At 67.8% G+C, this 18928-nt stretch carries 12 protein-coding genes and 2 CRISPR repeat arrays; of the genes, 1 reads left to right on the top strand and 11 read right to left on the bottom strand.

The window, feature by feature from the left end; all coding sequences use genetic code 11:
• Nucleotides 1–41: 41 nt before the first annotated feature.
• A CRISPR array of direct repeats spans nucleotides 42–3426; the repeat unit is 29 nt; unit sequence CGGACCACCCCCACGCCCGTGGGGAGGAC.
• A gap of 18 nt (nucleotides 3427–3444) precedes the next feature.
• The 10 genes from cas2e to O7627_RS37025 form a co-directional block, all read right to left on the bottom strand.
• Nucleotides 3445–3777, bottom strand: a complete 333-nt coding sequence (gene cas2e, locus O7627_RS37070) for a type I-E CRISPR-associated endoribonuclease Cas2e (RefSeq protein ID WP_278091435.1) — start codon at nucleotides 3775–3777, stop codon at nucleotides 3445–3447.
• A gap of 7 nt (nucleotides 3778–3784) precedes the next feature.
• Entirely contained in the window at nucleotides 3785–4741 is a 957-nt protein-coding gene (gene cas1e / locus O7627_RS37065) for a type I-E CRISPR-associated endonuclease Cas1e (RefSeq protein WP_347404625.1), read from the bottom strand.
• A complete protein-coding gene (gene cas6e, locus O7627_RS37060; RefSeq protein WP_278091433.1) occupies nucleotides 4738–5358 on the bottom strand; it encodes a type I-E CRISPR-associated protein Cas6/Cse3/CasE in 621 nt (206 codons plus the stop codon). Before cas6e ends, cas1e begins: the two co-directional genes overlap by 4 nt.
• Nucleotides 5355–6113, bottom strand: coding sequence for a type I-E CRISPR-associated protein Cas5/CasD (gene cas5e / locus O7627_RS37055; RefSeq protein WP_278091432.1), 759 nt, complete (start codon nucleotides 6111–6113; stop codon nucleotides 5355–5357). The genes cas6e and cas5e overlap by 4 nt, the downstream gene beginning before the upstream one ends.
• Complete coding sequence (cas7e, locus tag O7627_RS37050; protein ID WP_278091431.1) at nucleotides 6110–7252, bottom strand: type I-E CRISPR-associated protein Cas7/Cse4/CasC; 1143 nt, start codon at nucleotides 7250–7252, stop codon at nucleotides 6110–6112. Before cas7e ends, cas5e begins: the two co-directional genes overlap by 4 nt.
• Nucleotides 7249–7929 (bottom strand): type I-E CRISPR-associated protein Cse2/CasB, encoded by a 681-nt coding sequence (gene casB / locus O7627_RS37045; RefSeq protein WP_278091430.1) that lies wholly within the window; start codon nucleotides 7927–7929, stop codon nucleotides 7249–7251. The genes cas7e and casB overlap by 4 nt, the downstream gene beginning before the upstream one ends.
• Complete coding sequence (gene casA / locus O7627_RS37040) at nucleotides 7926–9404, bottom strand: type I-E CRISPR-associated protein Cse1/CasA (RefSeq protein ID WP_278098090.1); 1479 nt, start codon at nucleotides 9402–9404, stop codon at nucleotides 7926–7928. The genes casB and casA overlap by 4 nt, the downstream gene beginning before the upstream one ends.
• 409 nt (nucleotides 9405–9813) lie before the next feature.
• Entirely contained in the window at nucleotides 9814–12555 is a 2742-nt protein-coding gene (cas3, locus tag O7627_RS37035; RefSeq protein WP_278091429.1) for a CRISPR-associated helicase Cas3', read from the bottom strand.
• A 147-nt stretch (nucleotides 12556–12702) separates the two neighbouring features.
• Nucleotides 12703–13344: a CRISPR direct-repeat array (repeat unit 28 nt; unit sequence GTCCTCCCCACGGCCGTGGGGGTGGTCC).
• A gap of 1024 nt (nucleotides 13345–14368) precedes the next feature.
• Nucleotides 14369–15595, bottom strand: coding sequence for a M20/M25/M40 family metallo-hydrolase (locus O7627_RS37030; protein WP_278098089.1), 1227 nt, complete (start codon nucleotides 15593–15595; stop codon nucleotides 14369–14371).
• 10 nt (nucleotides 15596–15605) lie between these two features.
• Nucleotides 15606–16394 (bottom strand): helix-turn-helix transcriptional regulator, encoded by a 789-nt coding sequence (locus O7627_RS37025; RefSeq protein ID WP_278098088.1) that lies wholly within the window; start codon nucleotides 16392–16394, stop codon nucleotides 15606–15608.
• A 265-nt stretch (nucleotides 16395–16659) separates the two neighbouring features.
• Between O7627_RS37025 and O7627_RS37020 the strand changes: the two genes are divergently transcribed.
• The gene (locus O7627_RS37020; RefSeq protein ID WP_278098087.1) at nucleotides 16660–17709 is read left to right on the top strand and encodes a phosphotransferase; all 1050 of its coding nucleotides are present in this window, start codon (nucleotides 16660–16662) and stop codon (nucleotides 17707–17709) included.
• A gap of 109 nt (nucleotides 17710–17818) precedes the next feature.
• Here the strand turns inward: O7627_RS37020 and O7627_RS37015 are convergent, their stop codons facing one another.
• Nucleotides 17819–18904, bottom strand: coding sequence for a zinc-binding dehydrogenase (locus O7627_RS37015; RefSeq protein WP_278098086.1), 1086 nt, complete (start codon nucleotides 18902–18904; stop codon nucleotides 17819–17821).
• Nucleotides 18905–18928 lie beyond the last annotated feature (24 nt).

Raw genomic sequence — 18928 nt, 5'->3', positions numbered from 1 at the left:
GGGGAGGACACCCCGACGCTGGGGGTGCGCCAGCTGATCGACGGACCACCCCCACGCCCGTGGGGAGGACCGCCCACGCCCCGCAGCCGGGCAACGGCCGCACCGGACCACCCCCACGCCCGTGGGGAGGACCCGGCCGGTCCCGAACTCGGTCTGCTGAGCGACGGACCACCCCCACGCCCGTGGGGAGGACGACGTTCTCCATCTCCGCGTGGACGGCGGTGCCGGACCACCCCCACGCCCGTGGGGAGGACGCCTGATCCACCTAGCCAATTGGGGCCGCTCCCGGACCACCCCCACGCCCGTGGGGAGGACAGTTCCAGCCGGCGGTCGCCCTCGATCTCAGCCGGACCACCCCCACGCCCGTGGGGAGGACCCCGGACCACCACGAGGGGGGTCGTATGCCTGCGGACCACCCCCACGCCCGTGGGGAGGACTGGTGCTGGCCACCACTGCCCGTCCGGCCGGGCGGACCACCCCCACGCCCGTGGGGAGGACCAGCGTCAGTCCGTCGCGGTCACGGGCTCCTCCGGACCACCCCCACGCCCGTGGGGAGGACGGCTACAACGGCGGCCAGTCGATGAGCGTCAACGGACCACCCCCACGCCCGTGGGGAGGACGCCACCTCATGGCAGCCATCGACCTTGCAGAACGGACCACCCCCACGCCCGTGGGGAGGACAGCTCCTCCGACGGGCCGGGGTGGATCCCCCGCGGACCACCCCCACGCCCGTGGGGAGGACCGGAGCGGCGGCGCGGTGAGCACGTCGTGGTTCGGACCACCCCCACGCCCGTGGGGAGGACGGCGACACCTGGGCGGCGCGGGCGACGGCCAACGGACCACCCCCACGCCCGTGGGGAGGACCGGTCGTCGTCATCGGACGGTAGGACGTGGGACGGACCACCCCCACGCCCGTGGGGAGGACTCGGGCGGCACCGCGGACGACGGGTGGACGACCGGACCACCCCCACGCCCGTGGGGAGGACCGGTGCGCACGCACCCGCGCCAGCACCTCCGCCGGACCACCCCCACGCCCGTGGGGAGGACTAGGTCCCGGCGGTCAGCCGGCGGACCCGGATCGGACCACCCCCACGCCCGTGGGGAGGACCCGGCCGGTGTCCCGGACATCGTGACGATGACCGGACCACCCCCACGCCCGTGGGGAGGACACCCGCACCGTGGCGGTGTAGGTACGTTCCATCGGACCACCCCCACGCCCGTGGGGAGGACTTTCGGGCGCGGGCGTCCATCCGGTCGAACGCCGGACCACCCCCACGCCCGTGGGGAGGACAGACGTGCGCCCCGGTCGGTGCCGGCATGGTTAGGACCACCCCCACGCCCGTGGGGAGGACTTCTTACGGCGGGTCGAGTTGGACCGGGACACCGGACCACCTCCACGCCCGTGGGGAGGACCCGCCGATGCTGATTGCCTGCTCAACCGTGTACGGACCACCCCCACGCCCGTGGGGAGGACCCGCCGCCGGCCAGAGCCAGCAGCATCGCCGCCGGACCACCCCCACGCCCGTGGGGAGGACTCTCCGCCCCCGGGTACGACCCCGCCACCCGGCGGACCACCCCCACGCCCGTGGGGAGGACTCCCGGCCGATCCGGATGTGCTCGAACTCGCGCGGACCACCCCCACGCCCGTGGGGAGGACGAAGTACTTCGTGTTCACGCTGCGATCCGGGTAGGACCACCCCCACGCCCGTGGGGAGGACGGCTCCAACCGCCGATCGGCATCACCCGGGTGCGGACCACCCCCACGCCCGTGGGGAGGACCGGTGGCGCCTGGATGACCTCGACCCGCCCGTCGGACCACCCCCACGCCCGTGGGGAGGACAGAACGCCGACCCGTGGGAGCAGGACGACTCCCGGACCACCCCCACGCCCGTGGGGAGGACGTGACCGCGCCGGAGGTGGTGGCCGTCCACGGCGGACCACCCCCACGCCCGTGGGGAGGACGCCTCCGGCAGTTTGGCGCCACGGATTAGCGTCGGACCACCCCCACGCCCGTGGGGAGGACGAGCCCGACATCTACATGGGCCTCATGCTGGCCGGACCACCCCCACGCCCGTGGGGAGGACGCCACGGCCTCCGCGACCGCCGTCATCTGGTCCGGACCACCCCCACGCCCGTGGGGAGGACCCGACCGCACCGCCGGACAGCCACATCTGCACCGGACCACCCCCACGCCCGTGGGGAGGACTCCCGGGTGGAGATGCCCAGTGCGCGGGCCGCCGGACCACCCCCACGCCCGTGGGGAGGACGTTGGCTGGTTGTACCAGCGGTCCGCCGGCGGCGGACCACCCCCACGCCCGTGGGGAGGACTAGGTGGCGACCACAACGGTCACGTCCACTAGCGGACCACCCCCACGCCCGTGGGGAGGACGTGCTGTCGGCGGGTACGCACACGCTGAGCGCCGGACCACCCCCACGCCCGTGGGGAGGACGTCCCTCTCGCACTCAACTTCCGCGCAGACGCCGGACCACCCCCACGCCCGTGGGGAGGACGCATCCGCGAGCGGTGGCTGTGGGGGCTGCGGCGGACCACCCCCACGCCCGTGGGGAGGACATCTCCCGCCAGACGCGCCGGCCGCGCCGGTCCGGACCACCCCCACGCCCGTGGGGAGGACGCCCTGAGCGGCGGGGAGGTGGCGTCAGGGACCGGACCACCCCCACGCCCGTGGGGAGGACCTGCGGTATCCGTGGATGGTGGACGGGTCGACCGGACCACCCCCACGCCCGTGGGGAGGACAACGCCGGCAAGCCCGAGATGGCGGTTGCCGCCGGACCACCCCCACGCCCGTGGGGAGGACGCCGCCATGGCGCGCCTGCAGCGGCGCGCCGACGGACCACCCCCACGCCCGTGGGGAGGACGTGAGCGCCGCGGCGACCACCGCGACGAGGGCCGGACCACCCCCACGCCCGTGGGGAGGACTCTGGGCTGATACCTCGCTGGCCGCCCTCCATCGGACCACCCCCACGCCCGTGGGGAGGACGAGCCGGTCGACGATCTCGCGGACGACGTCGGCGGACCACCCCCACGCCCGTGGGGAGGACGCCGGCGATGGCCCGCCGGTACGCCGTTTCGGCGGACCACCCCCACGCCCGTGGGGAGGACGGGTGGTCGACCAGCGCCATAGGCCGGCCCAGCGGACCACCCCCACGCCCGTGGGGAGGACTCGAGGATCTCGTCGATGACCGCCTGAGCCTGCGGACCACCCCCACGCCCGTGGGGAGGACGGCCGGTTGGACCACAGCACCTCGGTGCGGGGCGGACCACCCCCACGCCCGTGGGGAGGACGCGTGGACCGAGGAATGCCACCTGATGGCCCGCGGACCACCCCCACGCCCGTGGGGAGGACGGCCCGGTCGCCGCGCGGCGCGGCGCGGCTCTCGGACCACCCCCACGCCCGTGGGGAGGACCCTTCGCGACCTGGGCGTTTACCAGCCCTCGGGCCAGATTTCCTCGGTTATGGTGTTCGCCGGTTCCATTGGGTTCATGGCGATCAGGGTGAGGCCGTCGAAGTCGACGGGTCGGCGTCGGCGTTGTCCTGCGGTTCGGATCGAGTAGCCCTGTTCGGTGTTGTCTGGGTGGATGAGCACGGCGGCTCCGTCGCCGACGACTGCGGCTGCCGTTGCCCATAGTTCGTCTCGGACTTTGGCTGACAGGGTGCCGACGAACATGCCGGGGGTTATCTCGATCATCCATCGGCTGAGGGCGCCGCGTAGGTGATCGGGTACGGCGGTGGTGGACAGGACGACCATTGAGGCCATGGGGCGGTTAGTCCTCGCTGCCGTAGTTGACGCCGGCAGGCACCTCGCCGAGTTCTGGGTCCCAGAGTGAGACCACGTCGGCGCCCCGTTCTGGCGTTGGGCGGACCGTGTCCGGGTCGAGGAGGTGCTGGATGTCGGTGATGATCGTGGGCATCAGCTTGAGGAGTCGGAACTCTTCGCGGAGTTTGCGCCGGGCGTCGCGTTCCGGATTGGTGGAGTTGCCGAGTGAGAAGGCCAGTGGGGCGGTGACCCTGGCTTTGTAGAGATCGGCGATGTCGTAGACGAAGGCGTGTTGGGTGCCGCTGTGTACGAAGCCGAGCGCCGGTGAGCAGCCGAGGGCGAGTGTCGCGGCGTGGACGACGCCGTAGAGGCATGCGCTGGCGGACGAGAGGGCCAGGTTGACCGGGTCTTGCGTTTCCCACTGGTCTGGGTCGTAATTGCGGCGGAACTTGCCGGTCCGGTGGTGTTCGGCGAGTAGGCGGTAAAGCTTCTTCATTCGCTGTCCCTCCATGCCGCGGAGTTGGGCGAGTGATGTTCCTTCGGGGACGGCTTCTCCGAACCGGCGTTCGTACATGCGCACGGCGACTGCCAGTCGTTGAGTGTCGTCGGCCCAGCATCGGACTTGCCGCTCAAGCCAGCTTGTGGTGAGTCCGGCGGGGGTGATGGCCGCGTAGCTGCGTACTCCGCCAGCGCCGACGCAGACGACGGTGGTGCCGTGTCTGGCGAAGGTGGACAGCGCCCGGTGTGTGATGGAGGTGCCGGGGCCGAGGAGTACGCAACTGACAGCGGCGGTGGGGAGATAGACGCGTTCGACGCCTCTTGGGGTTTCGACTTGGGCGCAGACGCCGGTGTCGTCTTGGACGATTCGGACGACGTCGGCGTAGAGAAAGCTGAGAGAGTCCGCGACTCTGGGGAGCATCGCGAGGGTGGGCGCAGCCAGACGTCGTCGCGCGTTGCCGGTCACCGGGCGGCGGCAAGGCTGAGTAAGCCGCAGCCGAACGATTTGCCTCGTCCGATTCCGCCGAGCACGGCGGCGCGTACCAGGTCGACATCCCGTACGACGGCTGTGCCGTCGAATCGTGTCACCGCGTGCCGGATCGGTTTGGCCTTGCCGATCATCGATGGCTGGGGGTGGGTGTGCATTTGTTCGAGGGCGAGTCCGTGTGTCTCGGCGCGTTTGATCCACCACGCTTCTACGTCGGGGCCGGACAGCGGCACGACTTTGCCGGCGTGTGGTCCGGTGATCGCCCGTTTGGAGGGGTTCGCCGCGAGTCGGTATCGGACCCGCATCCCTGGGTGGATTGCTTTGAGGAGTGGGCCGATGTCTCTGGTGTCAACGTGGCCGTAGCGTGGGGGTAGTCGGCTCGGATCTGGTTGCAGGGTGGTCTGCACCAGCACGACCGGACCTGTCGGTTCCTGGTCGATGCGGAACAGCACGCCGGCTCGCTGTCGGGGGTCGCGTCCGAGGCCGTCAGGTACGAGCGTCATCACCCGCTGGTGTATGGCGACGATGTCCCGTAGGTCCTGGCTGGCGGACCGGTTACGGAGATCCGGTTCGATTCGGATCAGCCAGGCGTTCACGCCGGTGCTCCTTTCAGATACGTGGCGAGTGCGGTGAGGTAGCGGTCGCCCAGTCCGACGCAGAGGTCGGCTGGTAGGGACTGTCGGGTTATCCAGAGGGACCGGGACAGGTAGCGTCGGCGGTGCGGATGGAAGTCGAGTGGCACGTCGTTGGCGGTCAGTTGCGACGCGTCTTCCCTGCCGGGTGGTGGGCTTTCGAGGACGAAGTCAACCGGTACGGTATCGCCGGTCACCGGTGGCCGGGCCATCGGCACCGACTGGTACAGGGCGTGCACCGGATCGCCGGGCGTCACCTGTAGCAGCAGTGGCGCTTCGGCTGGGCAGGATCGGCGGCCAAGGTAGGGAGCCCAGGCTGGTCGGTCAAGGGCATTGGCGATTGCGTCCACGAGCGGTTGCGGACCGGTCATCGCGACGGTGAAAGCGGCGTCGGTGAGGTAGTAGCGGTGCGAGACGATTGTGCCCTGACCGGGACCTCGGCGGCTTCCCTCAGCGGTGGGTACGGTCTGATCACGGGCGAGGCCGCCGCCAACGGTGTGGAAGTCGCGTAGGACGGCTCCAGCTCGGTCGACCCGAATGGTGAAGGCCAGGGCGGTCAGGTCGCTGATCGGCTCTTCGCGGCGCCGGCCCAGCGCGGAGGCGATTAATCCGATGAGGGCCGACCGGGTCGGGTACGCGCGGGTGTCTCTTGTGGAGAAGGTGCTGTGATCGCCCCAGGATTGCAGCGGCCCGGCGAGCCGCAGTAGCAGCCCGGTCACCGCAACCCGGCCCGTGCGATGGCGTTCTTCACCAAAGCGGCGTGGGATGGCGTCAGCTCGCCGAGATGATCGAGGCCCTTCTCGTCGGTCAGGGCGTGCGCGTGATGCACGAGTCCGTCTTCGCCGATTAGCCGGTAGATGTGGCCGGCGTACTCGGACAGTACTGTCCGAGATTTCGGACCGAAGCCGCCGTCCAGGGGTGCCCGCACCGGAGGCTCGAAGGCGCTGGCGAGCGAGACGGGGCGGTCGCCGCGGACCGCGATGTAGACGAGATCCGGGACGGTGAACGCGGCGGTGGAGTTCTTCTTCGCGCCTGGTATGGCACTGATGAAGTTCGTGAGGAAGTCTGCCGCGAGTTCGGCAGCGAGCGCCTTCTCGCCCTCGAGGTTCCGCGTCAGGTCGTGAAGGTTGACGCAGGCGTAGCGGTAGAACGTGCCAGCACTGAATTCGGCGCTGTTCATGTGTCCACTGCCGGTCTCGTCCGCCGCCTCGTTCAGGTCGTCGACGGCGGTGAAGAAGTCAACCTGGGCGCTCGTGCCGTGCACGGTGAATGCATGAGCGACCTGGACCGCGCCGTCGACGTGGGCGGTGGGCACGTCGGCGAGCATTCGGCCGAAGAGGTTGATGACCCCGTTGCGGCCACTGATCGTCCGAGTGACCTCGTCACGTGGCAGGATCGGGTCCGACTTTGTCGACGACTTGCCCGTCTTCGGCTTGGCTGTCTGGGCGTGGCTGAGGTCGTCCCGGTTCTCCTCGCAAATCCTGGCCAGGTCGTCAAGGGCCGATGCCGGCAGGTAGAGCAGAACCGAGGTTCCGCCGTTGGCCTCCAGCCCCAGTCCTTTGCTGGTGATGCTCGCCGCCACCTGCTGACCGGCGAACGTCGCCAGGTCTTTGGACCAGCCTTTGCTTCGCAGCCGCGAGGCAACCTCGATCGGCACCCGGCGGGTGCGCAGCGCCTGCTCACCGGCCGACTCCTGCAGCGCGAGCCGGACCGCCCGCTTCCAGCTCTGGCTGGAAACCCGGGTACGTTCGACGCCACCGAAGGTCATCGACTTGGGCGAGCCCAGGTCGTCGCGGTTCAGATTGGCGTACGGGATGCTCTGGAGCAGGTGAATATCGATGTATCGGGCCGGGGTCATGCTTGCTCCTCGTTCTCGGGATTCAGAGTGCGGTAGAAGTCTTGTAGCCACCGTTTGGCGACGAGCTCACGTTCCTGATCCCACTTGCGCAGGTCGTCAATGAGCCGAACCCAGTCGATGGCCGTTTCCACGGACCGGATGTGCTGGACGAGGCCGGGTAGCTGCCGATGCACCCCGGTTAGGTCCTGCCTGACGAGCAGGTGCAGCCGCTTCTCCGCGGTTGTGCGGCTGATACGACCTCGGCTTGCCGCCGTAGCATTCACCGCCCGGGCCAGCGCAGTGCCGATACTGGGCCTGCTGGAGAGCCGCTGGCGGGCGGTGCCGAGTTCCGGACCGTTCCCGACGTCCCCCAGGCCGTCCTCGATATCGCTGTCGGGCGCATCCGTGGCCGGATCGTCAGGGCCGATTCTTGTCGCCGATCCGCGCTGACCGCTGCGGGTTTGAGCAGCAATCATGGCTGCTACGGAGTACAGGGCGTACTCCTGCGCCCGGTCGCTCTGGCGGGGCAGCCAGCGGGCGACGGTGGCGTGCATGCCGTACGCCTGCTCCGGTGGTCGCCCGAGCCCACGACGCAACGAGGAGCGCCGCTCCGGAACGTTCGCGCACAGTCCGATGACGTGTTGGACGAACTTGTCAATCATGTCGATTGACAAGGGAGTCGCGGTGTCGGTACTCACTTCGCCTTACCCTTCTGGCGTTTACCGGTGAGCCGGTGGTGTGCCTTGTCGATGGCGGCAGCGAAGCGGGGAAGGTGAGCCTCGCCATTGGTCGCCCAGTCGATGGCCTCGTGCCCGAGCTGTCGGTATGACTTCCGGGCAGTGGCCCACGTCCGGTTGTGCAGGTGCGACCAGAACAGGTCTTCTGCTCGTGGCCAGTAATGGGTCTTCACCCGAGCCACCCACGGCCCGACCCGGTCCTTGACATCGGTTGACTCCTGCCAGGCCAGTTTCATCAGGTAGGCCAGCACGTTGCCGACATCCTCCGCAGCTTTGACGACGGTCACGCTCTCAACCGCTGCCTCTTCGTCGTACTTGATCATCCAGCGTAAGATCGGTGGGGTGACCGAGGTGAACCACTGCCTATCCTTGGCTTGGCCGTCCTGGTCGAAGCCGAAGGCGCGGACACGCTGCTCACCTTCATCGAAATCCTGGGCGCTCACGAGGATCCTCGGGCGCTGACTTTCGTCTGTGATGTCGCAGAGCAGCGCTGGCACATCCCGCCACAGCGCTCGAGAACCGTCGGCCGGCAGCTGGTACCAGCTGCCCTGCTTGCTGAACCGTCGAATCACGTAAGGATCAGGCGTCTGCATCGGAGGCGTGCGTCTACCCCAGGTGAGGTACGCATCGGTGACGACCCGGCCATCCTCGTCGGGAACCAACAGGACGGCGTGCTGAAACCGGCCGGTCAACAGCCCACCGGGCCAAGTCAGCGCTGGCGGCGGAGCTAGTGGGTCCAGCAGGGCAGGGCGCTCCCACGGACACAGGTCAGGCTCATCGTTCGCCGTGTGCTCCCCGGGAACGCCAAGCACGAGAGACTCGAAAAGAGCTCCGCCGAGTGGGTGGTACGACATCGCCGATCGCAGCGGTCCGGCGTTGCTGTTGGCGAACTTCTGCCCGTCGACCTCCCGGCTGGTGCAACGACCTGAAGCGCCATAGTAGAGCTGAGCGACGAGGTGCCACGCCGCTTCAGCTGCCGGCAAAGGCAGCGGAGCAAGGTCGTTATAGTGCCCAAACCACACCTGCGCGTTGCCAGCTGGCCGGCCGAAGACCAGCTTGTTGACACCCGACGTCTTCGCGCACTGCGACCTCAGACGCGGATCCTGCAACCACGGCCGCTCCGGGTGGAACAGATCAAAGGAGTTCCGGTACTGATCAAAGTAGGCGGTCACACTCTCCGGATCGAAGCGCCGCCGATCGAGAACATGACCCTGACGCTCCGCCCAGGAGCTCCGCTTGTCCAAGCCGGTGAGCCGAGCGGTGATCGCGTAGAGGATCCGCCAGAGCCCCGACGCCGCCGGCGGCACCGGCACCACAAGATCGTCGAACTCATGGGCACGTAGATAAAGCTCACGGAGTCCGACCGAGACCGTCTGCTCACCCGCACGAACGGGGAGCCAGGGCTCGACGAGGAGATCGAACGAGGCGGAGACCATGTTCACCCTTCGGAGCGGAGGACTGCCAGACAGTGCCGCAAGCGTTCGGACGCTCCAAGACACCTGTCGGATGGATGACATATGCTGCGGATGGTTCCCCATGCTCGTGGGGGTGCGCCGGCAATTGGTGGAGCCGCTACCGGTCTGCCGTCATCTTCCTCACGGTCGTGAGGGCAGGCTGGCCGACAAGGAACTTGTCGGCCAGCCCCTGCCAGGACTACGCGCTGGCGATGCCTAGCACGATGAGGTGGACCACCAGGACGATGACGAGGACGACGGTGGTTTGCGGCAACTTGAGTGTTAGGCCGAGCCCGGCTCGGGTCTGCATTCGGACCTCCTGGAAAGGCAATGGGTGGTTAGCGGCGCGCGTCCACAGAGTACAGCACTCTGCGATGCCGGCAACTGGTCGTCACCTGTGGCCGGTCGTTCTGCGGATGATCAGGCCGAGATCCCGGTCGAGGTGGACGAGGCGACCGCCGATCTCGATCGGATGAGTTCCGGCGGGTCCGATCGGGAACCAGAGAGGATGGAGCTCGCTGAGCCATGGAGTCTTGTCCCATCGTGCGGGTCGCTCGGCGTCGGGTTTGTAGCCGCTGATCAGGGACTCTCGGACGGGAATGCTCAGCTTGAGCAGCGACCGGATGTCGTCAGGCTGATATCGGCCATCGAGGCCGGATCCGTGATGGGGTAACGGATGCCGGCGGTGAGGGTCGAGCCATTGCCTACCGTCGGAGTCGAGATAGCAGCAGAGCACCCGGACCGAATCGGCTCCCAGCCGTGTCGCCGCCTGCCCGTCGGCGACCTCGCACTCGCTGAGGAGGGAAAGGTCGCCGAGGCTGCTTGGGTCTGGGATAGTCCACAACTCGGCCGCCTGCCGACCCACCATCTCATCCACCTGATAGTCGGTGTGCTCGTCCCTGAGTTGGGGGTCGACGATGCCGGTCGGGCTGTAAACGGCTTCCATATGCTCTTGGACGTCCTCGGGTATCCGGATCGTCTCCACACCGCTGAGCCGCAGGTGCGTCGCCCGCAGCAGGTAGTCGTGGTAGACGTCGCCCCAGCGGCGTGGCTTCGCGTAACGGCCATCGTGGTGCGGGTCGAGGATGACCAGACGGGGTGTTCGCGCCCAGGCCGGCCGCGCCCGGGCGTGTCGATGACAGCGACCCGCGCGCTGCAGCACCTGGGCCAGCGGCGCCAGATCGCTGACGACCAGATCGAAGTCGAGGTCGAGGGACTGTTCTATCACCTGAGTCGCGACGACGATTACTCTCTTGTGCCGTTCGATGCTGTCCTTGCCGAGGAGCGCGACGATTCGTTGGGTGATCTCCTCGCGCTGCCCGGACGGGAATCGCGAGTGCAGAAGGTAGACCTCGGCCCGATCCCGAGTCCACTCTCGCGTCATCTCGTAGGTCTGCTGCGCGTCATCGACCGTGTTGCAGACCACGGCCGCGTATCCGCGGTCCCGCACGAGAGGGGTAAGCACGGCTTCCAGCACGGCCCGACGGTCAGACGGATCGCTGGTCTCGGAACCGCTGCTGTGACGCACCGGCCGGATATCCAGCCGCAGGGGGATGCGTCGCCCGGTTGCGACAGCGGCCTGCGCCTCGGTTGAGATGGTAATCGATGACCCACCAGAGCGGGCTGGGACGAACACCCATCCCGGGTAGGGAACGGGTCCAAGGCGAACTGGAGGGAGGCCTGCGCCGCGTCGGTACGCAGCGGCGAGGCTGTGAACATGGCTGGCAGGCAGAGTCGCGGAGAGCAGAATCACCGAGCAGCGCATCGAACCGAGCCAGGTGAGGAGCTTGCAGAGAACCGCACGCATGTAGTCGTCATACGAGTGCGCCTCGTCAACGATGAAGACCTTGCCGGACAGACCGAGCAGCCTCAACGCATTGTGCCGGGTAGCGAGCGCGGCCATCAGCGCCTGATCGATTGTGCCCACGCTGAAACCAGCGAGCAGCCCGCGCTTACGCCCCTTCAACCAGTCTGGCGCAGCCGTCAAGGTGTACTTGTCGCTCGAAGCGACATCGCTGTCGCCCTGCGGCTCGTCCTTCGGACTCCCCTCGTACGCGGCATTCAACCAGGACAGACTGTGCAGCAACGTCACCGCCGCAGGTCCATCCGCGACCCGGTTCGTGAACTCCCGGACTCGCTTGTACATCTGGTCAGCGGTAGCCATCGTGGGAAGGGCAAAATAGAAGCCACTGGCGTCGGAGACCTCGGCTAGCTCTCGTGCCGCGATCAATGCCACTTCGGTCTTCCCGTCGCCGGTCGCAGCAGTCACGATCAACAGACCCGGCCCATCGACCCTTGGCAGCAGTTCGTCACGGATAGACCGCTGCAAGGCGTTGGGTCTGAAGGGAAAGACTTCCTCGAAAGTTAGCTGTCGCAGGATCGGGACGCCCAGCCCAGCGCCATCGAGGAGCCGAGTAGCCCGACCGCACAGACCGGCCAGATGGGCCGCGACGACCTCGACCGACGAATCGGCGGGGACAGACAGCAACTGACCACGTAGATAGTGCTCCTGACTCGCGAGCCAGTCAGCCAGAATGATCAGCCCCGTGACCAGGACCGCGACGCGCGGATCGACGCGCTCCGGAGAGGCAGGGCTTCCTACAGCCTTCGTAATCGTCCGAAACAATGCGCTCCGCTGGGACGCCCAGCTGCCCCCGCCAAGCCGTCCCGCAATCAAGTCACGATGCTGGGCGCTCCGAAACCGACCATGATGACCACCAAGCATCTGCGCCACCCGATATGCGGGCTGCCCGCTCCTCGGACCCACCTGCGGCCGATCCTGACCAAGTAGCTTGACCAACGCAAGCTGTGACGCCATGTCATGACCGAGATCCCGCCCGCCGGCAACAAGACCGTAAGCTGGATCTGCACGAAGTGGCTCGTAGGCGCGTTGGCATTGCACCTGGAAACCCGGGCTCGCCTTGCCAAGATCGTGAAGCCCGGCCCAGAGCATGACGAGGAGCCGGGCGTGACCCTCATCGACGTCCATCCCGCTGGCGACGAACCGTCGCTGGCCAGCGGTCAGGTGACCATCCCAAAGGGCTCCGGCCACCGCTGCTGTATCCACCAAATGCCAGAGCAACGGATACGGCGAGGCGAGCCCTCGTTCCTTACCCCAGATCCGAAGATCCACAATTGCCTCATGACTCATACAGCGGCCTCACCGACGCGAGCGGAACGATTGCGGGCAAGAGCAGAGCACACGGGTACGACAATCTCCGCTCGACGCCCCTGGCGATCCAATTCCGTCACCCAGCAGTGAAGTCCCAAGTCGCGAAGTGTCCTCCCCACGGCCGTGGGGGTGGTCCGGGGCTCATCCGCGCAGGGACCGTCGACGCGGAGTCCTCCCCACGGCCGTGGGGGTGGTCCGCCGTGGCTGTCGAGCGCGGCGTCGGGGTCGGCGTCCTCCCCACGGCCGTGGGGGTGGTCCGCCGAGGGCTGCGGTGTCGTTGAGGTCGGGCGCGTCCTCCCCACGGCCGTGGGGGTGGTCCTGGCGTCGGGCGCCAGCCCGACCGGGGTGTTGTGTCCTCCCCACGGCCGTGGGGGTGGTCCGGATCGCAAGACCAGCCGGGAGGCGATCCGTCGGTCCTCCCCACGGCCGTGGGGGTGGTCCATGCCACCGCCACCGCGGCCAGCTCGCCCACAAGTCCTCCCCACGGGCGTGGGGGTGCTCCGTCCGCGAGGGACTCCAAGTGCGCGGGCAACCGGTCCTCCCCCCACGGGCGTGGGGGTGGTCCGGAGGGGATTCCCTGGGCGCACTCACCTGTTGCGTCCTCCCCACGGGCGTGGGGGTGGTCCGAAGGGGGTCGAATACGCTCGGGGACTTTGAGCGGTCCTCCCCACGGGCGTGGGGGTGGTCCGGCCCGCAACGCCGCCAGTAGCCGGCTGCCGGCGTCCTCCCCACAGGCGTGGGGGTGGTCCGCTGGCGATCAAGGACGGTCCGACGTGGCCGGATGGGAAGCCTTCCACTACCTCGTCCTCCAACGGGCGAGCGTTCCCAGGATGAGAGGAGGCTTGGCGTGACGCCGGTCCCGCCGCCGGGCGCGTCGATCCTGGCGAAGCTCAGATGGTTGCGATCAGGGATGTAAAGCGCGCGGCGCAGCCTTGGGTCGGCGAGGCTCGGGTAGGTAGCGTCCGCCGCGAGCGTGGATCCCGGTTTGGATGGTACGCCGATGACGTACATACCGGCTGCGCGCGCGGCGGCAACCCCGGTCGGAGAGTCCTCGATCGCTACAGCGTCTTCGGGCGCGACAGCGAGGCGGGCGCAGACGGCTAGGTAGATGTGCGGTGCGGGCTTGGGCGCGTCTACTTCGTCGCAGCCGATGATGGTGTCGAAGGCTCGGGGGAGGCCGATTTTGGTGAGGTAGCGTTTGACGATCGCTGCCGGGGAGTTGGATGCGACCGCGAGGGGGCGTCTGGTGGCGTTGAGTGCTAGGACGAGGTCGACCGCGCCGGGTAGGGGCACGATGGGGTCTCCGAGGTTATTGGCGACCAGGTCGTAAACTTCTTCGCCAAGTTCGGTACCGTTTTCGGGGCGGCCGAGTATCTGGCCGAGTGCGTGTCCGAGGGCTTCCTTGCCGAGGCCGACGAGGCTGTCGCGTTCTGCAGAGGAGAGGGTGCGCCCGTAGCGATTAGCAATCGTGGAGTAGGCCCTGCGCCATGTTTTGTCGGTACGGATGAGGGTGTTGTCGCAGTCGAGAATTACGGCAGCCTGTCGGGGTGGCCGTGGGTGCATGGCGGTTCTCCTGCCGTTAGAGGCATGGCGATGCCATTCAGGGGCGCCGTGGGTTCAACTTGACCCCGGCGCATGGCTGTGATCACGTACTTGCGCTGCGGTGACCTAACCGCATCTCTGCTGGATAGCCCAACTTCATGATGCAGGGTCGTGCATTCAGGAACCAGAGGGGTCGTTGGCAGGTTGGTGCTACGAAGAGGGTGGCAATCTGCTACATGTAGTCGTCGTCTTGTGTGAGCAGACGTTGGACCGCGAGATGGTACGAGGCCTGCGCTGCCGGGATCGAGGCAACCACGACCCGCTCGTCCGCGCCGTGCAGACCTTCATAGTCTGGCCCGAAGCCAGCGGTCGCGGGGATACCCAGTCCTGATAGGTAGTTCCCGATATTGGAAGGGCCCGCGACCTTCGTCACGGGTCGCGCGCCGACCGCGTGGGCGGCTTGGAGTAGAGCAGCGGCTGGCTGCTGGGTACCGGTCAGTCGGTACGGCGGCCACATCGTGACCTCCTCGATGGCGGTCGGCTCCGGTGAAGGGTGCCTGGCGTCGATGGACATGACTGTGTCCTGGATGAGTCGCGCCGCGCCCGCCGCGTCCAGCGTCGGCGTGAGCCGAACATCTACGGCGATCTCGCATGTGTCAGGTACGACGGTGAATCCGGAACCGCCGTTGACGGACGTCACGGTGAGCTTCGGCGCGGCTCGGAACCCTTGACCCGGGTCCGATGGGAGCGGAGCGGCGTCGAGCGCGGCTATCAGTGCTGCGGCCTTGACGAGGGCGTTGCAGGCTGTCGGGCGGCTAGCGCCGGAGTGTGCCGCTACGCCCCGGACTTTGAGTTTGACCCGGAAAACCCCACGTCCGCCGACGACGACATGGTCTGAGCCGGGATAGCCGATCATCACGCCTGCTGCCTGCCGTCCCGGCCCGGCGAAGAAGGCTCGCGCGCCACCGAAGCCGCCGCTGTGTTCGTCCACGTCGAATAGGAGCGCGAGGCTGCCGACCAGGTGATGAGGTCCCGTGGTGATTGGGCGTGCGAGTCGTTGGGCGATGTGACAGAAGATGGCGGCGCCGGTCTTGGAGTCGGCCGCGCCACGGCCCCTGAGCCAGCCATCGACGATGTCCCCTGCCAGTGGTGGAAAGGACCAGGTGGTCTCGTCTCCAATGGGCGCGGTGTCCGCGCAGGCGTCCAGTACCCACATTGGTCCTGCCCTGCCAGTGTCCAGGATGCAGGTCATCCCCACTAGTGCGCCGTGGGCGTCGTGTAGTCGTCGGCTGTCCAGACCTCGTTCGGTTAGCCACTCTTCCAAGATCTTCAACACCGGCTCGTAGGCGTCGTGATCAGAACAGCTTGGAGTGCGTATCAGCGTCTGGGCTAGGTCCAGCACTGAGGACAGGTCTTCGTAGGCGGCCGTTTTGGCCTCTGCGACAGCCTCGGCGTGCACCCGCGCCTCCCTAGCCACCCGCGTTCAGTATCGGCAGCGCTCGCACGGCGTCGATGGTTTCCACGCGTCGGGCGCCGGCGTATGCCTCTCGGACATGGTGCACCAGTCCGACCGCTGCGTCTGCACCGAGGAGGAGCCCCGTGTCGAAGGCCTCTGCTGTGGTTAACGACGGTACTGGGAGCACGGCGGCGTTATCCGAGCTGACGATGAATCGTTCGGGGGCGGCGACCGGGTCGACCAGGCCGATGTGCAGGGTCTTGACCCCGTTGGTCCGCTCCGCGGGATCCCGTAGCTCTAGGAGTCGCAGAAGGTGGTCATGCGTGGCCCGGTGGTGGGGCGGGCCGTAGAGGACACGGTAGTGGACCAGGTCGGGGTGTTCGGCGAGCGCCGCCTCTACCGCCTGCAGGTAGGGGCCGCCGCGGGAGCGTGAGCCGGTGATCGCGAGGCAGTGTCGTGCGCCGCGCACGACGTGGATCATCGCGCCGAGAAGTTCGCCATGCGTGCGGAGCACCCGGGGAGCGGGGATCCCCACTCCTGTCGGATTCGGACTCGGCTGATCTTGATGGGCGAACAGCACCTCTGGCGGCAGTTCGTAGAGGTCGCAGAGCAACTGCCGGTACCGCAGGGACGTCTTGATCTTTCCGCGTTCCCAGGACGAGAGGAGGCTTGGCGTGACGCCGGTCCCGCCGCCTGGAGCACGCGCGTCGATCCTGGCGACGACGTCCTCAAGGGTCCAGTTGTGATGCCTGCGGGCGCTGCGCAGCGGCGACTCTTGCTGGAGATTCCGCGATGTGACCACAAGCAGATCCTCACTATCCGCATGCCTGGCGTTACTCTTTGTATTAGGATGTCTGGATGGGTTCGGCATCGCAAGAGTGGTTCGAGTTTCTGCCGCTGGCTGGTGCCTGGTCTGCTCTCAATGCGCAGGTCGCTGCGAGTCTTGGTCGCGTCCGGTGGAACTTCGGCTTCCCAGTCTGCGGTACGCGAAATCGGTTGACGGTCACGACCCGGTCGCGGGAGCGGCGGTGCGCGTGTCGATCTTTGCGCCCCGCTATCCTGCGGCGATGCCTGAGACCGTCGCCCCTGGCACGCCCGCACATCCTGATCTGAACGGCGATTTGTCACATCTCGCTGCCGCGTTCGGTATTGGCGACATCCATGGCCAGGAATATCTTCCTGCGGGGCTGATGAACCGCAACTGGCGCGTCACCGCCAGCGGCGGAGATTACGCCCTGAAACAGATCATCGACGTACCGTTGGCGACCGCCCGCCGCAACCTCCGAGTCGTGACGGCTCTCGTCGGCGAGGGCGTGCCGACGTGTCCACCGGTCCTCGGCGCAGCCGGGGATCCGGTGGTCGAGGTGGGCAATCGCGGCTACTGCCTGTTGCCCTGGTTGGAGGGCGACCACCTAGCGGGCCCCGACCTGACGCTCGACCAAGCGCGCCAGTTCGGGCAGGTGCTCGGGCAGGTCCACGACCGGCTCGACCGGATAGGTCGGCGTGTAGGGCTTCCCGCGGCACCGGCGAAGCTGAGTGGTCGGACCATCGAGCCGGCTGCTGCCCTGCTCGAGCTGGATCGCTTCCAGGCCGCTGCCCGGAGCGGGGGCACGTCGTTCGACGAGGCGGTTGTCGAACTGCTCGACCGGCGCAGGGTCCTCATTGACAAGTACGCGGAGCTGCGGCCGGCGAGCGCGCTCGTCCAGGGTCGGATCGGGTGGACCCATGGGGATATGCAACATCGCAACGTGATCTGGCTGAACGGCATTATCCGCGCGGTGATCGACTGGGACCGGATCCGGGTCCGCCCGCTGGCTGAGGAGGTAGCGCGCACAGTGACGATTGTGTTCGGCGCCGAACAGGGTCGACTGGACCTGGCGCGCGCCTCCGCATTTGTGAGCGGCTACCGCGCTGTCGTCCCACTCCCGGTGGATGACCTCGCGGACGGTGTACGACGGTTGTGGTGGAAGAGGATGTCCGACTTCTGGCACCTGGACTTCCACTACGACCGTGGCGATCACAGTTGCGACCCGCTGTTCCTGACCAGCGAAGCGTTCTTGGGCTGGTGGACTGAGCACCGCGCCGAGGTTGAGGACGCGTTCTCGGCACAGCCGTAGCCGCCGGAGTCCCAGACGTCAAGGTGCCGCTCCGGTGGGACATGCGTCGCCGCGGGCAGGGAACGTCCGTTTGTCGTCTATCGACCCCGGCCCAACCTTTGTAGGTGAGCTAGAAGGCAAGTACTGCCCGGACGCCGTGGTGGGAGCGGGCGTCCGCGAGAGCGGCGTTCACCTCTGGCAGTGGTCGGCGGGAGGTGACGAGGTCGTCGGTGCGTAGCGTGCCCCGCACGGCGAGGTCGGCGTAGCGGGGGATGTCGGCGGGGGTGCGTACCGATCCCATGATGGTGCCACCGATGGATCGGCCTTGCCGGAGCAATCGGCCGGGTAGGGCGATGTCCGTTCCTGGTGGCATCATGCCGAGCACCGTGGCGTGCCCGCCGGGGAGCAGTACGGAGAATGCTTGGGCGGCGGTGGTGGGCAGACCGACGGCTTCGACGGCGCGGTCGACCCCGCCGCCGCTCGCCTCGATCACGGCGGTGATCGTGTCGTCCTGGTCGGGGTCGATGGTATCGGTGGCGCCGAGCCTGGTCGCGAGGTCGCGGCGGTGTTGCTGCGGGTCGATGGCGATGATCTGCGCCGCGCCTGCGATCCGGGCGGCTTGAACGGCGCCGAGGCCGACTCCGCCACACCCGATTATCGCGATGCGGCTGCCGGGGGCAGGGCGGGCGACGTTGAACACGGCGGCGAGGCCCGTGGTGAGGCAGCATGAGAGCAGCGCCGCGGCGTCGAAGGACAGGGCGTCGGGCATGGGGAGGAGGTTGTGCGCGTCGACGAGCATCAGCTCGGCGAACGAGGAGACGCCCAGGTATTGGCGCATCGGTTGGTCGTCGAGGGCCAGTCGTCTACGCTGCCGTTGCTTGGCCCCGCGGTCGGCGCAGTAGACCATCTGGCCGCTGAGGCAGGACGGGCAGTGGCCGCAGAAGGTCTGGTCGCAGACGATGACTCGTGTGCCGACGGTGATGCCATGGTCTCCGTCTCCGACCGCTTCGACGGTTCCGGCGGCTTCATGGCCAAGGACCGTGGGCAGTGGGTACGGGAGCATGCCGTCGGCGAAGTGCACGTCGGTGCCGCAGATGCCGGTGCTGACCGTGCGGACCAGGACCTCCCCGGGGCCCGGGTCGGTGAGGGTGATGTCTCGTATCCGTAGCGGCTGACCTGCGGTTTCGAGGACGGCCGCGCGGGTGGTGAAGGGCATCCGACGTTTCCTTCCGGCGAGGGG

It is taken from the genome of Solwaraspora sp. WMMD1047, from assembly GCF_029626155.1.
In the GTDB taxonomy this organism is placed as follows: Bacteria; Actinomycetota; Actinomycetes; order Mycobacteriales; family Micromonosporaceae; genus WMMD1047.
The sequence above is the reverse complement of the archived record's forward strand: the minus strand, read 5'-3'. Positions and strand labels throughout refer to the sequence as shown.

Coding starts and splice junctions, on each gene's coding strand:
- O7627_RS37015 (WP_278098086.1), bottom strand. CDS start 18,904: ATGCCCTTCACCACCCGCGCGGCCGTCCTCGAAACCGCAGGTCAGCCG.
- cas2e (WP_278091435.1), bottom strand. CDS start 3,777: ATGGCCTCAATGGTCGTCCTGTCCACCACCGCCGTACCCGATCACCTA.
- cas7e (WP_278091431.1), bottom strand. CDS start 7,252: ATGACCCCGGCCCGATACATCGATATTCACCTGCTCCAGAGCATCCCG.
- O7627_RS37020 (WP_278098087.1), top strand. CDS start 16,660: ATGCCTGAGACCGTCGCCCCTGGCACGCCCGCACATCCTGATCTGAAC.
- casA (WP_278098090.1), bottom strand. CDS start 9,404: ATGGTCTCCGCCTCGTTCGATCTCCTCGTCGAGCCCTGGCTCCCCGTT.